The sequence below is a fragment of the Leifsonia sp. Y862 genome (assembly GCF_057669585.1).
Window position 1 is genome coordinate 300,812 of the sequence record NZ_JBYHFR010000003.1, and the last position, 17,549, is coordinate 318,360.

At 64.7% G+C, this 17,549-nt stretch carries 15 protein-coding genes; 12 read left to right on the forward strand and 3 right to left on the reverse strand.

From position 1 onward, the window contains the following. The first annotated feature begins 36 nt into the window (after window positions 1–36). The 6 genes from AC25Z0_RS15720 to AC25Z0_RS15745 all read left to right on the forward strand — a co-directional run bounded on the left by AC25Z0_RS15720 (window position 37) and on the right by AC25Z0_RS15745 (window position 5,270). Window positions 37–1,695: a DHA2 family efflux MFS transporter permease subunit gene (locus AC25Z0_RS15720; RefSeq protein WP_488133797.1), complete on the forward strand. Its 1,659-nt coding sequence runs from the start codon at window positions 37–39 to the stop codon at window positions 1,693–1,695. A 194-nt stretch (window positions 1,696–1,889) separates the two neighbouring features. Continuing rightward, the gene (gene rpmB, locus AC25Z0_RS15725) at window positions 1,890–2,126 is read left to right on the forward strand and encodes a 50S ribosomal protein L28 (RefSeq protein WP_414804621.1); all 237 of its coding nucleotides are present in this window, start codon (window positions 1,890–1,892) and stop codon (window positions 2,124–2,126) included. Continuing rightward, window positions 2,126–2,293, forward strand: a complete 168-nt coding sequence (gene rpmG, locus AC25Z0_RS15730; RefSeq protein WP_066598602.1) for a 50S ribosomal protein L33 — start codon at window positions 2,126–2,128, stop codon at window positions 2,291–2,293. Before rpmB ends, rpmG begins: the two co-directional genes overlap by 1 nt. Before the next feature lie 2 nt (window positions 2,294–2,295). Next, window positions 2,296–2,601, forward strand: a complete 306-nt coding sequence (rpsN, locus tag AC25Z0_RS15735) for a 30S ribosomal protein S14 (RefSeq protein WP_488121035.1) — start codon at window positions 2,296–2,298, stop codon at window positions 2,599–2,601. A 281-nt stretch (window positions 2,602–2,882) separates the two neighbouring features. Further along, on the forward strand, window positions 2,883–3,170 hold the full coding sequence (locus AC25Z0_RS15740; RefSeq protein WP_414804623.1) for an HU family DNA-binding protein: 288 nt from the start codon (window positions 2,883–2,885) through the stop codon (window positions 3,168–3,170). Between the two features lie 123 nt (window positions 3,171–3,293). Then, window positions 3,294–5,270 (forward strand): bifunctional copper resistance protein CopD/cytochrome c oxidase assembly protein, encoded by a 1,977-nt coding sequence (locus tag AC25Z0_RS15745; RefSeq protein WP_488133798.1) that lies wholly within the window; start codon window positions 3,294–3,296, stop codon window positions 5,268–5,270. A gap of 159 nt (window positions 5,271–5,429) precedes the next feature. On the opposite strand, the gene AC25Z0_RS15750 is transcribed toward AC25Z0_RS15745, so the two are convergent. Next, complete coding sequence (locus AC25Z0_RS15750; protein WP_488133799.1) at window positions 5,430–6,473, reverse strand: hypothetical protein; 1,044 nt, start codon at window positions 6,471–6,473, stop codon at window positions 5,430–5,432. Between the two features lie 116 nt (window positions 6,474–6,589). Between AC25Z0_RS15750 and AC25Z0_RS15755 the strand changes: the two genes are divergently transcribed. Beyond that, a complete protein-coding gene (locus AC25Z0_RS15755) occupies window positions 6,590–7,891 on the forward strand; it encodes an ATP-dependent DNA helicase (protein ID WP_488133800.1) in 1,302 nt (433 codons plus the stop codon). On the opposite strand, the gene AC25Z0_RS15760 is transcribed toward AC25Z0_RS15755, so the two are convergent. Continuing rightward, on the reverse strand, window positions 7,892–8,638 hold the full coding sequence (locus AC25Z0_RS15760) for an SDR family oxidoreductase (RefSeq protein ID WP_488133801.1): 747 nt from the start codon (window positions 8,636–8,638) through the stop codon (window positions 7,892–7,894). It lies immediately after the preceding gene. A 101-nt stretch (window positions 8,639–8,739) separates the two neighbouring features. Between AC25Z0_RS15760 and AC25Z0_RS15765 the strand changes: the two genes are divergently transcribed. The 3 genes from AC25Z0_RS15765 to AC25Z0_RS15775 all read left to right on the forward strand — a co-directional run bounded on the left by AC25Z0_RS15765 (window position 8,740) and on the right by AC25Z0_RS15775 (window position 11,638). Further along, complete coding sequence (locus AC25Z0_RS15765) at window positions 8,740–9,585, forward strand: helix-turn-helix transcriptional regulator (RefSeq protein ID WP_488133802.1); 846 nt, start codon at window positions 8,740–8,742, stop codon at window positions 9,583–9,585. A 180-nt stretch (window positions 9,586–9,765) separates the two neighbouring features. Further along, window positions 9,766–11,049 (forward strand): serine hydrolase domain-containing protein, encoded by a 1,284-nt coding sequence (locus tag AC25Z0_RS15770; protein ID WP_488133803.1) that lies wholly within the window; start codon window positions 9,766–9,768, stop codon window positions 11,047–11,049. 73 nt (window positions 11,050–11,122) lie between these two features. Then, entirely contained in the window at window positions 11,123–11,638 is a 516-nt protein-coding gene (locus AC25Z0_RS15775) for a DinB family protein (protein ID WP_488121042.1), read from the forward strand. Window positions 11,639–11,666: 28 nt separating this feature from the next. Here the strand turns inward: AC25Z0_RS15775 and AC25Z0_RS15780 are convergent, their stop codons facing one another. Then, window positions 11,667–12,332, reverse strand: coding sequence for a TetR/AcrR family transcriptional regulator (locus AC25Z0_RS15780; RefSeq protein ID WP_488133804.1), 666 nt, complete (start codon window positions 12,330–12,332; stop codon window positions 11,667–11,669). 141 nt (window positions 12,333–12,473) lie between these two features. Between AC25Z0_RS15780 and AC25Z0_RS15785 the strand changes: the two genes are divergently transcribed. Both AC25Z0_RS15785 and AC25Z0_RS15790 read left to right on the forward strand, forming a co-directional pair. Next, window positions 12,474–15,428 (forward strand): MMPL family transporter, encoded by a 2,955-nt coding sequence (locus AC25Z0_RS15785; RefSeq protein ID WP_488133805.1) that lies wholly within the window; start codon window positions 12,474–12,476, stop codon window positions 15,426–15,428. Next, window positions 15,425–17,515, forward strand: coding sequence for a YhgE/Pip domain-containing protein (locus tag AC25Z0_RS15790; protein ID WP_488133806.1), 2,091 nt, complete (start codon window positions 15,425–15,427; stop codon window positions 17,513–17,515). The genes AC25Z0_RS15785 and AC25Z0_RS15790 overlap by 4 nt, the downstream gene beginning before the upstream one ends. The last annotated feature ends 34 nt before the right edge of the window (window positions 17,516–17,549 follow it).

Below are 17,549 nucleotides of genomic sequence, written 5' to 3' on the forward strand. Positions count from 1 at the left end.
GGTTTATGAGCCCCGTGAATTCGGGGAGCGTGAGAGATGGAAAACTCAGCTGCACAGCCGAAATCGGCCGGCAAACCGGCCAGGAAGGCCAAAGGCCGCTCCGCCAGGCGACTTGATCCCAGTCGCCTTCCTGCCCTCTACACGATCGTTGTCGGCGTCGCGCTGGTCATCATGGATGCCACCATCGCGAACGTGGCCACCCCGGTGGTGCTGCGCGATCTCTCGATGACCTCCGCGCAGGTGGAGTGGATGACGGCGATCTATTCGCTCGTCTTCGCAGGCCTCCTGCTCACCGTCGGCCGCATCGGCGACCTCTATGGGCGCCGCAAGATCTTCATCGTCGGCATGGTTGTCTTCTTCATCGGATCGGTGCTTGCGGGTGCGTCGGTGAGTGGAAACATGCTGATCACCGCCCGATTGATCGAAGGCATCGGCGCAGCGATGGTGATGCCGACGGCCCTGTCGACGTTGAACGTGATGTTCGTCGGCCGCGACCGCTCCATTGCTTTCGCCACCTACGGGGCCGTGATCGGCGGCATGGCGGCCGTCGGGCCGCTCGTGGGCGGCTGGCTCGCCACCGATGTGACCTGGCGCTGGGCGTTCTGGTTGAACATCCCGTTCGCCATCCTTGTGATCATCGGCGCGTTCCGCTTCTTGCCGGAGAACTCAGAGGAGGGAGCGCACGGGCTTGACTACGTCGGCGCCATCCTGTCTGCCATCGGTATGGGCGCACTCGTGTTCGGACTGATTCAAGGCCAGTTCTACGGCTGGTGGGTGCAGAAAGACGGCGCGGTTTCCCCGGTTCCCTTCGCATTCCTCATCGGAATCGTCGCCCTGATCGGCTTCGTCTTCGTCGAACGTTCCCGCAGGAAGGCGGGCAAGACGGTGCTGCTCGACCTCGCTCTCTTCCGCATCAAGACGTTCCGCTTCGGTGCCATCACGGCCCTCATCATTGCGCTCGGCGAGTACGGGCTCTTGTTCGTGCTCCCCCTGTTGCTGCAGAACGCTCTCGGGTTCACCGCCCTCGGCACTGGATGGCTGATCTTCGCCCTCGCCATCGGCACCTTCCTGATTTCGGCGTTCGTGCCGAACATCGCCCATCACCTCAGCGCCCGCACCATCGTGCGCATCGGTGTCGCGATCGAGGCGGTGGCGCTGTTTGGGCTCGGGCTCAGCCTCTCTGCGGATATCTCCGGCTGGGGTATCGCCGCCTGGCTCTTCCTGTACGGCATCGGCACCGGAATGACGAGCTCGCAACTGACCAACATCGTGCTGAGTGAGATTCCCGCATCGGAATCTGGCCAGGCATCCGGTGCCCAGTCGACGGCGCGGCAGATCGGTTCGGCGTTCGGCATTGCGATTATGGGAGCGATCCTGCTCGCGGTGCTCGGCTCGTCGACCAGGCAGTCCCTTGAGGACCAAAACCTGAGCGCGGCAGAGGTGACCGAGATCACCGACTCTGTGACGGCATCCGATGGATCAGTCATTCCCGACCTGAAGCTCAACCCTCGCACGACAGATCAGGGCACGGCGGCAGCGGATGCCCTCGTCGACGCCTCCAAGATCGTTGCGTTCGCCGCGTCTGGCGCGCTCATTGTCGGACTGCTCGCCACTCTCGCCATCCCCCGGCCCCGGAAGCTCGACGATATTCAACAGGAAACGCTGCCGGAGACGACGGCAGCCGCATCGGAGTAGCGCCGGCAGCCCACAACTTGCGCGACACGCCCGGATTGCGTAATGTTGATCCCTGCTGTGCATATCTGTGCGCGCATTGCGGGCTCGCAAACCAATCCCTTTTCAAAGCTGTGCTTTGTGAAGTGAGTGGCTTCGTGTTCGCCGACAAGAGATCTTGGGAAGGGCATTCGCCCTTCGGTAATTGGAGGAAGACCATGGCAGCAACTTGCCAGGTGACCGGAGCCATTCCCGGCTTTGGGCACAACATCTCACACTCGCACCGACGCACCAAGCGTCGCTTCGACCCGAACATCCAGAAGAAGACGTACTTTGTGCCGTCGCTTCGCCGCAGCGTCACGCTGCAGCTTTCAGCTAAGGGAATCAAGGTCATTGACGCCCGTGGCATCGAGTCGGTCGTCAAGGACCTGCTCGCACGTGGGGAGAAAATCTAATGGCTAAGGCTCAGGACGTACGTCCGATCATCAAGCTTCGTTCGACGGCCGGCACGGGTTACACCTATGTCACCAAGAAGAACCGTCGCAACAACCCCGACCGTCTCGTGCTGAAGAAGTACGATCCCGTAGTGCGCAAGCACGTTGACTTCCGCGAGGAGCGCTAAACATGGCGAAGAAGAGCATGATTGCCAAGAACGAGCAGCGCAAGGTGATCGTAGAGCGTTACGCCGCTAAGCGCCTTGAGCTGAAGAAGGCTCTCGTTGACCCGGCCGGAACCGACGAGTCCCGCGAAGCTGCACGCCTCGGCCTGCAGAAGCTTCCCCGCAACGCTTCGCCGGTGCGCGTGCGCAACCGCGACGCTGTTGACGGCCGTCCCCGTGGACACCTCAGCAAGTTCGGTATCTCACGTGTTCGCTTCCGCGACATGGCACACAAGGGTGAACTGCCCGGTATCACCAAGTCCAGCTGGTAATTCTTAGCTGAAACTTGCCTCTAGGGGATGTCGACTTTCGAGTCGACATCCCCTTTTGCTTTCCCCCTGTTTTCTCGCGGTTTTGCCCATAGAGTTCCGCGCAGAGCGAAAACGGCGCGACTCGCCGGGCTAAAAGCGTCTTAAGTCGCGTAAATACGCGGAACTTCATGGATTTCTGCTAGATTCAACGCGGTCGAACCGACCAACAGTGCGGTTCTTTGAGTCGCACTGGAACACTGAAATTGCTGTTTTTACAGACCAAGGTCCGAGGAGGACACTCAATGGCTGACAAGTCGCTGAACAAGACCGAGCTCGTTGCCGCCGTTGCCGCGGCGTCCGGTCAGAGCCAGGCTTCCGTCGATGGCGTTCTGAACGCTTTCTTCGCGACCCTCGCCGACACCGTTGCAAACGACGGCAAGGTCACCATCCCGGGCTGGCTCGGCGTCGAGCGCACCGCAACCGCTGCTCGCACCGGCCGCAACCCGCAGACCGGCGAAGAGATCAAGATCGCTGCCGGCCACCGCGTCAAGCTGACCGCTGGTAGCAAGCTCAAGGCTGCCGCTAAGTAGTCTTTCTGCTTAGAAGAGGGCGTCGACTTCGGTCGGCGCCCTTTCTTCATGCCCGAACGCAATCCCAGCCCGCGAAAGCGCAGGGCGGTTCGGAGCAGTCACCACGGCAGTTAAGCTTGGGTAGTGTCCCGTTCAGTACGCATCATCGGCCCCAGCATCCTGCTGCTCGTCGCGGTTCTTGCGACGATCATCGGCCTTGCGTACGGCGGGGGAGCAGCTCCGCAGCTCCTGTCAGATCCAGGGCCCATGGTGCGATGGGGACTCCCCATCGCCAAACTGTTCGTCAACCTCGGTGCAGCGGGCACGATCGGCGCCCTGGCCCTCACCTGCTTCGCGCTGAGTCCACGTGAGCGGGAGTTCAATGCCGCGCTCGACTTTGCTGCCGCATCCGCCGCGTTCTTCACCGTGGCATCGGCTGCCACCGGCTTCATCACGTTCCTGCAGGTCACGAACGTGCCGCTCAGCTTCGACGACCGGTTCAGCGCAACCCTCGGACAGTTCATCACCGACATCGCCCTCGGGCAGGCGTGGCTGATCACCACCCTCATCGCAGCCGCCGTCACCGTGCTGTGCTTCGCCGTACGCAACCAGACGGCCCTGGTGTTCGTCACTGTGCTGGCTGTCGGCGCTCTGGTGCCCATGGCCCAGCAGGGCCACTCCGCCGGCGCAGCAGGCCACGACGCGGCCATCACGTCCCTCGGCCTGCACCTGGCCTTCGCCGCCGTATGGCTGGGCGGCCTCCTCACCATCGTCGTGGTGCGCAACCAGCTTGCAGCCGGTCGCATCACCGTCATCATCGGACGCTATTCGACGCTGGCCCTCGTCTGTTTCGTCGTGGTGGCGGCATCCGGTTATGTGAGTGCAGAGCTGCGTATCGGCACGCTCGACAGGCTGCTGACGCCATACGGCATCCTCGTGCTGGTCAAGGTGGTCGCACTCATCGTGCTCGGCGCCTTCGGAGTCATGCAGCGCCGCTTCTTCATTGACCGGATGCAGAAGAGCGCGAACCCGGCAGGGCGGTGGTTCTGGTGGCTGGTCACGGCCGAACTCGCCTTCATGGGACTGGCATCCGGGGTCGCTGCAGCCCTGGCACGAACGGCAACGCCTGTTGCCCAGACCGTGGCAACAGAGGTGCCGACTTCTACCCCTGCGCAGCTGCTCACGGGGGAGCTGCTGCCGCCAGAACTCACGTTCTCCCAGTACTTCACCACCTGGAACTTCGATGTCGCCTGGATCCTGTTCTGCGGCTTCGGTATCTTCTTCTACATCGCCGGCGTGATGCGTCTGCGTCGTCGCGGCGACAAGTGGCCGATCTACCGCACGGTGCTCTGGGTTCTCGGCATGCTCACACTGTTCTACATCACCAACGGTGGCGTGAGCGTATACGAGAAGTACCTGTTCTCAACGCACATGCTCATGCACATGGTGCTCACCATGCTGGTTCCCGTGCTGCTGGTACCCGGTGCTCCAGTGACGCTCATTGCGCGTGCCGTGCGGATGCGCAAGGACGGCAGCAGGGGAGTGCGCGAGTGGGTACTGCTCGCCGTGCACTCGAAGCCGGCCGGATTCCTGGCCAACCCGATTGTTGCCGCCCTGCTTTTCGCCGGCTCGCTCTGGATCTTCTACTACTCCTCGCTGTTCAGCTGGTCGACGACCGACCACATCGGTCACCAGTGGATGATCATTCACTTCCTGATCACCGGTTACCTGTTCGTGCAGTCCCTCATCGGGATCGACCCTGTGCCGTATCGCCTGCCGTACCCGTTCCGCTTATTGCTGCTGCTCGGCACGATGGCGTTCCACGCGTTCTTCGGCCTGGCGATCATGACCGGTACCGGGCTCTTCCTCGCCGACTGGTACGGGGCAATGGGACGCACGTGGGGCGTGAGCCCGCTGGTCGACCAGCAGAACGGGGGAGGGATCGCCTGGAGCATTGGCGAGCTGCCCACCATCGCGCTGGCGATCACGGTGGCCATCCAGTGGAGTCGAAGCGACGAGAAGGAAACCCGCCGTCGCGACCGCAATGCCGAGCGCACCGGCGAAGCCGAACTCGCCGAGTACAACGCGCGCCTCGCCAAGCTGGCGGCGCACGACAAGTAGCGCCGGATCCAACGGTCTCGAGACGGCCGTGGCCGGCCTCTTCGACCAGCGGCAACCGGTGATTGAGGAGCGCGCGACGAAGGAGCACGCGTCTCGAAATCAGCGCGAAGGGTCTCGAGACGCTCGCTGGCGCTCGCCCTCGACCAGCGGGGAACGGCGCTAGTGCAACTGGATGGCCAGTGAGCCATCCGCGTTGATGGTCACGCTCAGGCTCACTTGGAAGTCGACGTCTTCGTCCCTGGTGCTGATGTCGCCGTCGAACAGTGACTGAACTGTGACGGAGACGTGGGCAACGCCCGGCGTGGACGGCATGTCGAACGTCGTCTCTCCGGCGGTCAGCGCGACGGGCGGGTAGTCGACGATGCTCCACGTGGGGAGGTCGGCGACGCGGTCGTTGATCTCAATGCCGAACGGACAGTTCGAGGGCTGCAGCACCTCCTGGGTGGCGCACTCGTCCAGGTACTTGTCTAGCTCAGCCTGAACCTGCGTGATCATGTTCGCGTTTGGTTGTGCGTCGAGGATCACATCGACAGGTCCGGCCTGCGTGACCCTGGTGACGACCTGTTCAGACCCGAGCAGCGTCGAGGCGTGGTCGAGCGTGTACGTGGCTGGTGCGAATGCGAGGTATGCCGCCTGGTTGGAGAACGTGGCCGGCGCATCCGCTTCGTCACGGGCGCGAGTGTCGAGGGTGAGGTCGTTCACCGTGAATGTCGAGGCGTGCAACACGGTGACCTGCAAGACGGCGAGCGGGCTGCTCGTGAATCGCCAGTTGTTGAAGACACCGGCGAAGGTGCCTGCGCTCTCGACCGAGAATGTCATGGTCGATTCTTGCCCGGCAACGCTGAATGAGTACACGACAGTGTGCACCCCGGGAGAAGTCTCGGTGTCGCTGACGAGGGCGACGTCGTCGAGGGTGCCGAGAACCGAGGAGCGCAGCAGGGTTTCGGGGAGATCCTGGGGGAGCCCGGCTGCCTCGAGTTCGGCATTCGTGGGAACAACACCGTCGAGGGCGAGCGCGCCGACGGTGTCTTTTCGCGACAGCGCATCGAGGTACTGGCGCACGAATCCGCCTGCGCTGTAGAGGTCGCGGTTGAGGGCTCCGATGGCCGACACCAGCGCCACGAGAAGCAGCAGCGAAACGAGGCAAATGGCCAGAACCGTGCGCACATGAACGCGCGCCTTGCGATTGCCCCCAGTGTTCACCGCCCCATTCTATTCATCCCCCTCTGGGTGCCTGTGCCGTGGGGGAACAAACTGACGGTTACCAGCCAGGGAGGTTACAGTTGGATGTCCCATCCAGCCCAAGTGAGAGTGTCAAAGTGCCTGAGTTTCCGTTGTCGCTAGAACAGGCAGAAGTGTTCGCCGCAATCGAAGGCACCCGGCAGAACGTGTTTGTCACCGGGCGGGCCGGAACGGGCAAGTCGACGCTGCTGAACCACCTCTCGTGGAACACCAGCAAACAGATCGTGATCGCAGCCCCCACCGGCGTTGCGGCGCTCAACGTGGGCGGCCAGACCATTCACTCGCTCTTCCGTCTGCCCATCGGCGTGATCGCCGATCACCCAATCGACCAGAACGACCAGGTGCGGAAGCTCCTGAACACCATCGACACCCTGGTCATCGATGAGGTATCGATGGTCAACGCCGACCTGATGGATGCCATCGATCGCAGCCTCAGGCAGGCCAGGCAACGTCCGAACGAAGCGTTCGGCGGCGTGCAGATCGTGCTGTTCGGCGACCCGTACCAGCTGGCACCCGTTCCGGGCGATGCCGACGAACGGGCCTACTTCGCCGATACCTACCGCTCACTGTGGTTCTTCGACGCCAAGGTGTGGCGCGACGCAGAACTGCGCATCTTCGAGCTGTCCCAGGTGCACCGCCAGAGCGATGCCGACTTCAAGTTCATGCTGAATGCCGTGCGGCACGGCCAGGTCACGGCTGAAATAGCCGGAGCGCTCAATTCGATGGGTGCGCGCCCGGCACCGACCGAAGGCGTCATCACGCTCGCAACGCGCAATGATGCGGTGAACCGGATCAACGCATCCGCTCTGAAACGCCTCACCGGCAAGGCGCTCACTGCCAAAGCGGATGTCACGGGTGATTTCGGCGGTCGCACCTTCCCCGCCGACGAGACGCTTGAGCTCAAGGTCGGCGCGCAGGTGATGTTCCTCCGCAATGATTCACCGGCCGACGGTGGCGTGCGCTGGGTCAACGGCAGCATCGGAACTGTGACCAAGATCGACTCGACGGTGTACGTCGAAATTGACGGGCACACCCACGAGGTCGAACCGGCGGTCTGGGAGAAGCACAAATACAGCTACAACGCCACGACCAAGAAGCTGAGCCGCAACGTCGTGGCCGAATTCACGCAGTTTCCGTTGCGTTTGGCCTGGGCCGTCACGATTCACAAGTCGCAGGGAGCCACGTATGAGCGGGCCGTCGTCGACCTCGGCGCGCGTGCGTTCAGCCCTGGGCAGACCTACGTTGCCCTCAGCAGGCTCACCAGCCTCGAGGGGCTGTACCTCACGAGGCCGCTGCGCCCGAGCGACATCATGGTGGACGAGAACGTGCAGCGCTTCATGACGAGCACTGCACGCGCAGCCCACATCGGTCAGGGCTAGCTAGGCCGCCGGGTTGAGCGCCGAGATGGTGGCGTCGTAGCGTCCCTCGACCTCGGAGAATCGCAGGAACTTCACGGCTTCCACGAGGATCTCCTTCGCGTCAGGCTGCAATTCCAGAAGCGCCATCACCTCGTCGGCAAAGACATCGAGGGGGAGGAAGTGCTCGTTCGCTGACCCACCCTGGATGAGTTCGGTTTGGACGGCCGGTGGCACAAGCTCGATGACCTTGACCGTGGTGCCCGCGAGTTGGAGCCGGAGAGTCTCGCTGAACTGGTGGATGAAGGCCTTTGACCCGTTGTACGTCGGGGTGTGCGCCAATGGAGTGTGGGCGAGGCCGGAGGAGACAGTCATGATGGTCGCGTCGGGGCGCGTCTGAAGGTGCTCGATGAACGCTGCGACCAGGCGCAGCGGCCCATTGATGTTGGTGTCGACAATTCGCGCAGCGTCTGCCAGGAAGGTGGTGGCGCGTACGTCCTCTATGGTCATCACGCCGGCCATGGCGATGAGGACGTTGAGGTCGCCGTGCTCGGCCAGCACCTGGTCGCGTGCGGCAAGCACAGACGCCGGGTCGGTGGTGTCGATCGCCACGGTGAGCAGGCCGTGCCGTGTGGCGAGATCCTTCAGTACGTCGGTGCGACGGCCGCCGATGATGACGGTGTTGTCGGCATCCTGCAGGCGCAGCGCAAGGGCAAGCCCGATGCCTGACGTGGCGCCGGGGATGAAGATGGTGTTCCCAGTGATATTCATGACTCAAGTGTGTGCGGCGGCATCGGCATGCGGGAGAGGAGCTGTTGTCGTAGGACTGCCGCTCCCTGTCTCATGGCCCGGTAGTGACGGATGATAGAGATATGGACCGTCCTGCCCTCGCCGATTTTCTTCGCTCTCGCCGCGAGGGGCTGCGCCCCGAGGATGTCGGGCTCTCAACGGGGCCAAGGCGACGGGTACCCGGATTGCGCCGTGATGAGGTCGCCGTTCTCACCGGGATGTCGACGGACTACTACGTTCGGCTGGAGCAAGCGCGGGGTCCGCAGCCGTCTGAGCAGATGCTGGCCGCGCTCGGGAGAGCGCTGCGCATGAGCCTCGATGAGCGGGACTACCTCTATCGCCTCGCCGGCCGCGGTGCGCCCTCACGCACTCCGCTCGACGCTCACGTGGCGCCGGCACTCCTGCGCGTGCTTGATCGCCTCGACGAGACGCCGGCTCTCATTCTTTCCAGCCTCGGCGAGACCCTCGCGCAGAACAGGTTGGCCGCGGCGCTTCTCGGCGATCATTCCCAGTACACGGGCATGGCGCGTAGCAGCGTCTTTCGGTGGTTCACCAACCCTGCAGAGCGCGAGTTCTATCCGCCAGCAGACAGGGCCAGGCAGGGCCAGGCGCAGGTCGCGAATCTGCGAGTCGCATACAGCGCGGCCGGACCACACTCGCGGGCAGGGAAGCTGTTGCGAGAGTTGCTCAGGGTGAGCCCCGAATTCAGCGAGGTATGGGAACAACAGGATGTGGCCAGGCGCTTCGCCGACCACAAGACGCTTGTTCATCCTGAGCTGGGTCAGATCGAACTCGACTGCCAGGCGTTATTCACCGAAGACCAGAGCCAGGCTCTCCTCGTGCTCACTGCGAACCCACGGTCGGAGGCGTTTGAGAAACTCCAACTGCTCGCCGTTGTCGGTCAACAGAATTTTGCTGGGTCGCGTTGACGACCACCGGATGCCGGGGTTCGGTTCGAAAACGCACAGCACGAGTCCCGGCGCAGCGGGCTGAGGCGCGGCGGGCTGACCCACATTCGTGTCCAGAACGTCACCCCCTGGGTGGATGCGCTCGGCGCGTGCGCGGGTAGGCTCCAGTGCAGGGGAACGTACGTCGGGTTTGGGGAAGCCATGCAATTGCAGAAAAAGTGCGCTCGGAGCGCCACATCACTAGCCATCATTGCGATTGTGGGGCTGCTGGCCTCTGGGTGCACGTCGCCAGAAGACATCGCGATGGATAGCCATGGTGACCTGTCGGCTGCCTTTGGCTCCGACGTCACCGACAAGCTGAACACGGCGCTGAGTGACGGTATCGCGCTGTCAGCCGCCTCTGGGGGCATTGCAGAGGTGTGGGCGCCGTGGGGCGGCAAGTGGGTCAAGGCGCTCGGCACAACGACGATCGGCGGGTCGGCTCCCATGGACGCCGATATGCATTTTCGAATCGGCGGTGTCACGAAGCCCATGACCTGCACCGTGCTGCTCAGCCTGGTCGACGCCGGCAAGGTGAAGCTCAGCGACCCGGTATCCAAATACATGACGCGGATGCCGGGGGCGACGGATTTCACGCTCGGCGAGCTCTGTCAGGGCACGTCGGGACTGGCGGACTACCGGGGAGAGTTGTCGCACCAGTTCGTGCACAACCCCACGCGGGTGTGGCCGCCGCTTGAGGTGCTCTCGACGGGGGCAGCTGCCACCCCCACGGCCGCGCCCGGCGAGGCCTGGTCAGACTCGAACAGCGGTTTCGTGATGCTCGGGCTCGCGCTGCAAGCGGCGACAGGGCAGGACTGGCCGTCGCTGTATGCCCAATACGTGTTCGACCCTGCCGGCATGACCGAGACCTCGCTGCCGCAGCCGACGGACTTCAAGCTGCCCCGTCCGAGTCCGCACGGCTATTCGGCCTCGGTCAACGACGACGGCTCTACCGCCTGCGACCCCATGGTCGACGACACCGAACTGTCGAATTCCATGGACTGGGTGGCGGGGGGAGTCGTCTCCACCGTGTCAGACCTGTCGCAGTGGACTCGCGCGCTCGCCGAAGGGTCGCTCCTGTCACAGGCGTCAGCGGATGCGCAATGGGCGACGATCCCCGAGGGTGCCAGTGCGGCATCCTGGCAGGGCTACGGGCTCGGCGTGCAGCAGATCGGCCCGATGCGCGGTCACAGCGGCTCGATTCCCGGGTTCATGTCGGCGGCATACGCCGACCCGGAGAGCGGGCTGACCGTGGTGGTCGCACTCAACAACTCAACGGCCGGTGCCGAATTTGCCGAGACGCTCGCGGAGCGGCTGGTCTCTGTTGCGGCGAAGGCGCCGGCGGTGGGGAAAGAGCCGGCACCGACGCTGGAGCTGCCTTGGTCAGAAGAGCAGACAGACGCTGCCATGCGGGCCGCGGCGGTGTGCCAGCCGGCGGCAGGTTGAGCTGTCGGTTCTTCGCCGATGTTTGGCACGATCTCGAGGGCAGCGAGTGCTGTCGTTTCCCTAGTGTTGGACCATGACGATTGAGCCTGACACCAAAGATTGGACCTGGGTGCTTGAGCGCCCCTGCCCCGAGTGCGGTTTTGCCTCCTCCGACGTGTCGTTTGACGAGATTCCGCAGCTGATCAGGTCGAATGCGGCAGGCTGGCTGCCGGTTCTCGAGCGAGCGGATGTCGCGGTGCGCCCCGACGACCACACGTGGTCTGCGCTCGAGTACGCCGCCCATGTGCGGGATGTCTTTCGCACGTTCACCGGGCGGCTCGCCCTGATGCTCAGCGACGACAACCCACTCTTTCCCAATTGGGATCAGGATGCGACGGCTGTCGCCGAGCGGTACAACGAGCAAGACCCGGCGGTTGTGTCCGTCGAGCTCGCGGAGGCCGCTGAAAATGCAGCCGTCGCGTTCGGGGCAGTGCCGGTCGGTGACCGTGAACGGCTCGGACGCCGCAGCGATGGTGCAACCTTCACGGTGACGACCCTCGGGCAGTACTTCGTGCACGACCCGACACATCACCTGCACGACGTCGGCTAGCACCGAGGTTGGCATGGAGCGTGGCCAGCTAGAGCGGAGCGGTCAGCGCCCGCACGATGATCGGCAGTGTGCGCGTCGCGTACGGCGACGTGGCGACGTTCGGCGATTCGTCGTTGGACAGGATCGACTCTTGCATCGCCGACTCGCAGACGTCGATGATGAGCCGCGTGGCATCCGCTGAATCCATGATGAACTTCAGGCCGATGCTGGCGAGCCCTGCGTCGAGCTGGTCGGCCAGGCGGTGCCAGAAGTCTCGTTCATACGCGAGGAACCGGCTGGACTGGCTGGCATCGCGCATGGCGTTCAGCCGGAACTCGGACTGCATGAGGGTCCAGCGGCGGTCGTCCATCTGCAGTTTCAGGAACTCGGTGACCACTGCCTCCACGGTGAATGCGCTCGGTCCGGCCGACGCATCAACGCGGGGCAGGATCTCCTCGATACCGTGCTGCAGGTCGTCGAAGCGTGCGAGCATCTCTCGCTCGGCCAGCGCGAAGAACAGCTCTTCTTTCGAATCGAAGTTCGAGTAGAAGGCGCCGCGGGTGAAGCCGGCGCGCTCAGCGATCATTTCGACGCTTGCGGCGTGAACGCCGGTCTCGGCGAACACCTCATATGCCGCCTGCAAGAGTCGCTCGCGGGTCTTGCGTCTTCTGGCGCTCTCACCTTGGACGAGCTCTGGGGTCAAATCGTGCTGCATCCTGACACCTTATAGAGAGTAGATTGCGATACACCAGTGTATCGAATGGATTGATCTTCTGGTATGCCGGTGATTTGCTAGGAGCACGTCGCGCGCGCTACCCCGTGTCGACAACGTGCAGCTCCCGCCAGAGGAGACCTCGTGTCCTCACTGCTGTATTCGCTCGGTCGGTGGGCCTTCGCGGCCCGATGGCTGGTTCTCGGGTGCTGGATTGCAGTGTTGGCCCTGATCGGCGGGGGAGCGGCGCTCATCAACCAGGGCCTCGACAACGCGATCACCGTACCGGGAACTGAATCGCAGGAGGCACTCGACACCCTGTCGACCACGTTTCCGCAGGTGAGTGGCGCGACAGCCCAGATCATCGTCGTCGCACCATCAGGTGGCGCCGTCACCGACCCGGCGATCACCACTGCCATAACGGATGCCGTCGCCGAGCTCAATCAGGTCGACCAGGTGTCGAAGGCCACGTCGCCGTTCGATCCGGACGTTGCCGACGCGGTCAACCCCGACGCATCCGCTGCCCTGATCAGCATTCAGATGGACGATGTCGTCGCCCGCATCACGGACGACACCACGCAGGCGCTCGAGACGGAGGCCGCAGCACTGCAGAAGGCGCTGCCCGCAGGGGCGGTGGTCTCGCTGGGTGGGCAGGTCTTCAGTCAAAGCCTGGCCGGGGTGAGCCTCACAGAGCTGATCGGCATCGCGGTCGCCCTGGTGGTGTTGATCGTGACGTTCGGCTCACTGATCGCCGCCGGCATCCCGCTGATGACGGCGTTCCTGGGGGTGGGAATCTCCATCTCGCTGATCTACGCCGCCACCGCGTTCGGTCCGATCACCTCGACGACCACGGTGCTCGCGCTGATGCTGGGGCTGGCCGTTGGCATCGACTACGCGCTCTTCATCATTTCCCGACATCAGGAACAGCTGGGCGACGGGCTCGATGTGCGGGAATCGGCTGCCCGTGCGGTCGCGACAGCCGGATCTGCCGTCATCTTCGCCGGGCTCACCGTGATGATCGCGCTCGTGGGGTTGAGCGTCGCCGGCATCCCGTTTCTCACCACGATGGGTATCGCCGCCGCTGTGGGGGTTGCGATCGCAGTGCTCGTCTCGCTCACGCTCATTCCCGCGCTGTTGGGCTTCGCAGGGGAACGGCTGCGACCCAAGCACCGGCGCACACCGCGCCCGCGCCGCGCACGCAAGCGCAGGGGGAGCGGGCGCGAGCAAGCGAGAGCGGATGCCGGTGGGGCGGCATCCGCTGCGGCTATGGCCGGTGCGGACTCTGCTGGTGCGGACACTGCCGCGCCTGCGGCCGGGCCCGCTACTGCCGTGAACGAGTCTGCAGAGGGTGAGCCAGCATCCGGTGAGTCTGGGCGTGGGCCTGAAGCCGAGGTGCTGCCTCAGCCGAAAGCCAGGAACCGCTTCTACCGTGGCTGGGTGCGGGCCGTCACGCGGATTCCGCTGCTGACCATCATCGTCATCGTCACGGTGATCGGATTCGTGGCCGCCCCGGCGGTCGGGCTCAGGCTTGCCCTGCCGGACGCCGGGTCGCTGCCAGAGGATGACCAGGCACGCGTGACCTATGACCTCGTTTCGGAGTACTTCGGACCCGGCTTCAACGGGCCGCTCATCGTGACGGGCAGCGTCGTGTCGAGCACGGACCCCGTCGGCCTGATGGACAGCCTTGGCGCGGAGATTGCCACGCTCCCTGGCGTGGCCGCGGTGCCGCTGGACACCCCTAACCAGTCGGGGGACACCGGTATCGTCCAGGTGATTCCGACGGGAGGGCCTGACTCAGAAGAGACGAAGGCGCTGGTCAACGAGATTCGGTCGCAGCATGATCACTTCGAGCAGGAGTACGGCGTCTCGCTCTCGGTCACCGGTGTGTCAGCGGTCGGTATCGATGTGTCTGACAAACTCGCCGGCGCGCTGATCCCGTTCGGGCTGATCGTGGTCGGCCTGTCGCTGGTGCTGCTCACCATGGTGTTCCGGTCGATCGCCGTGCCCATCAAGGCCACACTCGGCTACCTGCTCAGCGTGGCGGCCGCCTTCGGCGTCGTGTCGCTCGTCTTCGAGGACGGCTTCCTGGCCGACGCGCTCAACGTGGCAGAGATCGGCCCAGTGATCAGCTTCATGCCCATCATTTTGATGGGCGTCCTGTTCGGCCTCGCGATGGACTACGAGGTGTTCCTCGTGGCCAGGATGCGGGAAGACTACGTGCACACCGGCAGGGCCAGGCAGTCCGTGCTCACCGGTTTCGTCGGCTCGGCAAAGGTCGTCACGGCGGCCGCGATCATCATGATCGGCGTGTTCGGGTCATTCGTGCCGGAGGGCGACGCGAACATCAAGCCCATCGCGCTCGGTCTGGCCGTCGGCGTCTTCGTCGACGCCTTCCTGGTGCGCATGACATTGGTTCCCGCCGTGCTCACGCTGCTGGGCGAGAAAGCCTGGTGGATGCCGGCCTGGCTCGACAAGGCGCTGCCGGAATTCGACGTCGAGGGCGAGGGCCTCCGCGCCGAAATCGAACTGCGCGACTGGCCGGAGGCAGGCTCTCGGCACGTCGCAGACGCCGAGGGCCTCACCCTCACCGTTGACGGGATCCCGCTCTATTCCGACGTGGCATTCTCCCTGCCGGAGAACGGCACGCTCATCGTTGAAGGGCAGCAAGCCAGCGTGACCGCCCTGCTTCTGACGATGTCCGGCCGCGCTCGCGCCGATGACGGCCGCCTCAAGGTGGCGGGTTTCGTGTTGCCGGTGCGCGCGGCATCCGCTCGATCGCTGGTCGCTTTTGCCTCCCTCGAACGATCCATCGATCCGGTCGGCGAGGTCGCAGCCGCCCTGGACGAGAAGCCCCTCATAGTCGTGGTCGACGGCATCGACCATGTGACGGATGCCGCGGCCAGGGCCGATATCGGCAACCTGCTGGTCGTCGCCGGCGTTGCGGCCAACCAGGCGGGGCGCTCATTCGCCATCGCCATCGGCACCGTCTCCGTCGACAGAATCACCGACATTCTCCCTGGCGCAGACACCGCTGAGATCGTCACCGTTGCGACGACGGGCGAATCCACGACCGACCAACCGACAGAGGTGAGCGCATGAGCACCCCACTTGCACGACTTGGTTTTACCCGACCAAACGGCGCAGTGAATTGGCTGAGCATCATCGGACTTGTGCTGGTGCCACTCGTCGTGGCCGGCATCCTGATCTGGTCGTTGTGGAACCCGGCTGACCGTCTCGACCGGGTCAACGCGGCCATCGTCAACAACGATGCCCCCGTCACCATCAACGGCCAGACGGTTCCGCTCGGACGGCAACTCGCCGCTGGCCTCGTCGACGGCCCCGGGGCGTCGACGGCGCCCGGTTCGACGAGCACGCCTGGTGCCTCGAGCACGCCGGGCTCATCAAGCACGCCGAGCGCGACGGCAACGCCGACTGCGACGAGCACACCGACGTCCGCCGGTTCGTCCGCGGGGTCATCCACGGGGTCATCCGGTCTCTCGGCTGACAGCGCGATGAACTACAACTGGGTCATCACCGATGCGGAGGACGCGCAGGCGGGGCTGGCCAGCGGTCGGTTTGCGGCGGTGATCACGATCCCGGAGAACTTCTCTGCCGCGGCAACGTCGTTCTCCGGCCCGGCCGCCAACGCAGAGCAGGCCACCATCACCGTGACCATGGGCGACAAGAGCACGGTCGTCGACAACGCCATCAGCCAGATCATCACCTCGACGGCCGCCAGCGTGGCGGGCAACCAGCTCACGACCACGTACCTGGAGAACGTGTACACGAGCTTCAACAACCTGGGTGACCAGCTCGGGCAGGCGGCAAGCGGGGCAGACTCGCTGGCGGCCGGCACCACGTCGCTCGACAGCGGGACAGCTGAACTGGCTGCGGGGGCGTCGAGCCTGGCGGCCGGGGCGACGAGCCTCTCTGCTGGAACCGACGAGCTCTCTGGCGGGCTCGACCAGCTGGCCGCAGGACTCACAACGCTGCAGAAGCAAACGGCATCATTGCCGAGTGCGACCAGCCAGCTCGCGGCCGGCGCGACAGGGGTGGCGACAGCACTCACCGACGTCAACGCCGCCCTCGTGCAGAAAATCACGGCGGTTGAATCGCAGCTCGCGCAGGCAACGATGAAGGCGCAGGCAGTGTGCGCGCCAGGGCGCATCGCAGACGCCTGCGCCGCACTGCAGTCCGATCTCGCGGCGGCGACTACCGAGGTGGCCGCACTGAAGGCGGTTGCGTCGCCGGCCGGTCTGGCCACGGCTGCCGACCAGGTTGCCGCAGGGGCGACGCAGCTGGCCACCGCGATGCCGGCCGTGACCCGCGGCATCGGCCAGTCGGCATCCGCTGCCACCTCGCTTGCCGCCGCAGGCGAAACGATCGACTCGGCCGCAGCAGAGGTTGCGTCCGGTGCCGATTCAGTGTCCGACGGCGCACAATCGGTCGCCTCTGGCGCATCCAGTGTGAACTCAGGGGCACAATCGCTCGATGCCGGGTTGGCCAGCGCTGTCGCGCAGTTGCCGACATATACCGACAGCGAAAGCACGCACCTGGCCAGCGTTGTGGCGGAGCCTGTCGTGACAACGGATGCCGGAGGCCTGGGTATTGGCACGAGCAGTGTTCCGTTCTACGCCACGCTGGCCCTCTGGCTGGGCGGCCTGGCGAGCCTGATCGTGCTGCGCGCGGTGCCGGCGCGGGCTCTTGGCTCGACCAAGTCGTCGCCGCTGCTGGCCGTGCGAGCCTGGATTCCGCTCGCAATTGTCGGTGCGGTGCAGGGGCTGCTGGTCACTGGCGTGCTGTCGACGGTGCTCAGCCTCGACCTCAGCGGCTGGTTTGTGTTCGCGGGCATCGCGATGCTCGTTGGCATCGCCTTCGGCGCGGCGAATCAGGCGCTGGTGGCCCTGTTCGGCGGTGCCGGCCGATTCGTCTCCATGATCGTGGCGCTCGTTCTCATTGGAACGAGCATCATCTCAACGGTCCCTGCCGTGCTCACCTCTCTGCTCGGCGTCTTGCCGGTGCGGCCGGCGCTCGATGCCTTCCAGGCGGTCGTCAGCGGGGGGAGTGGCGGTGGCGCGGTGCTGGGCATCCTGCTCTGGGCTGCGGGGTCGCTGGCGGTGACAACGCTGGCGATCGCGCGGAAGCGCAGCGTTCCGGCGAAGGACCTGGTCTCTGCCGCGACGTGACCCGGGCGCCGCGCGGCCGCGAGCCGAATCCTGG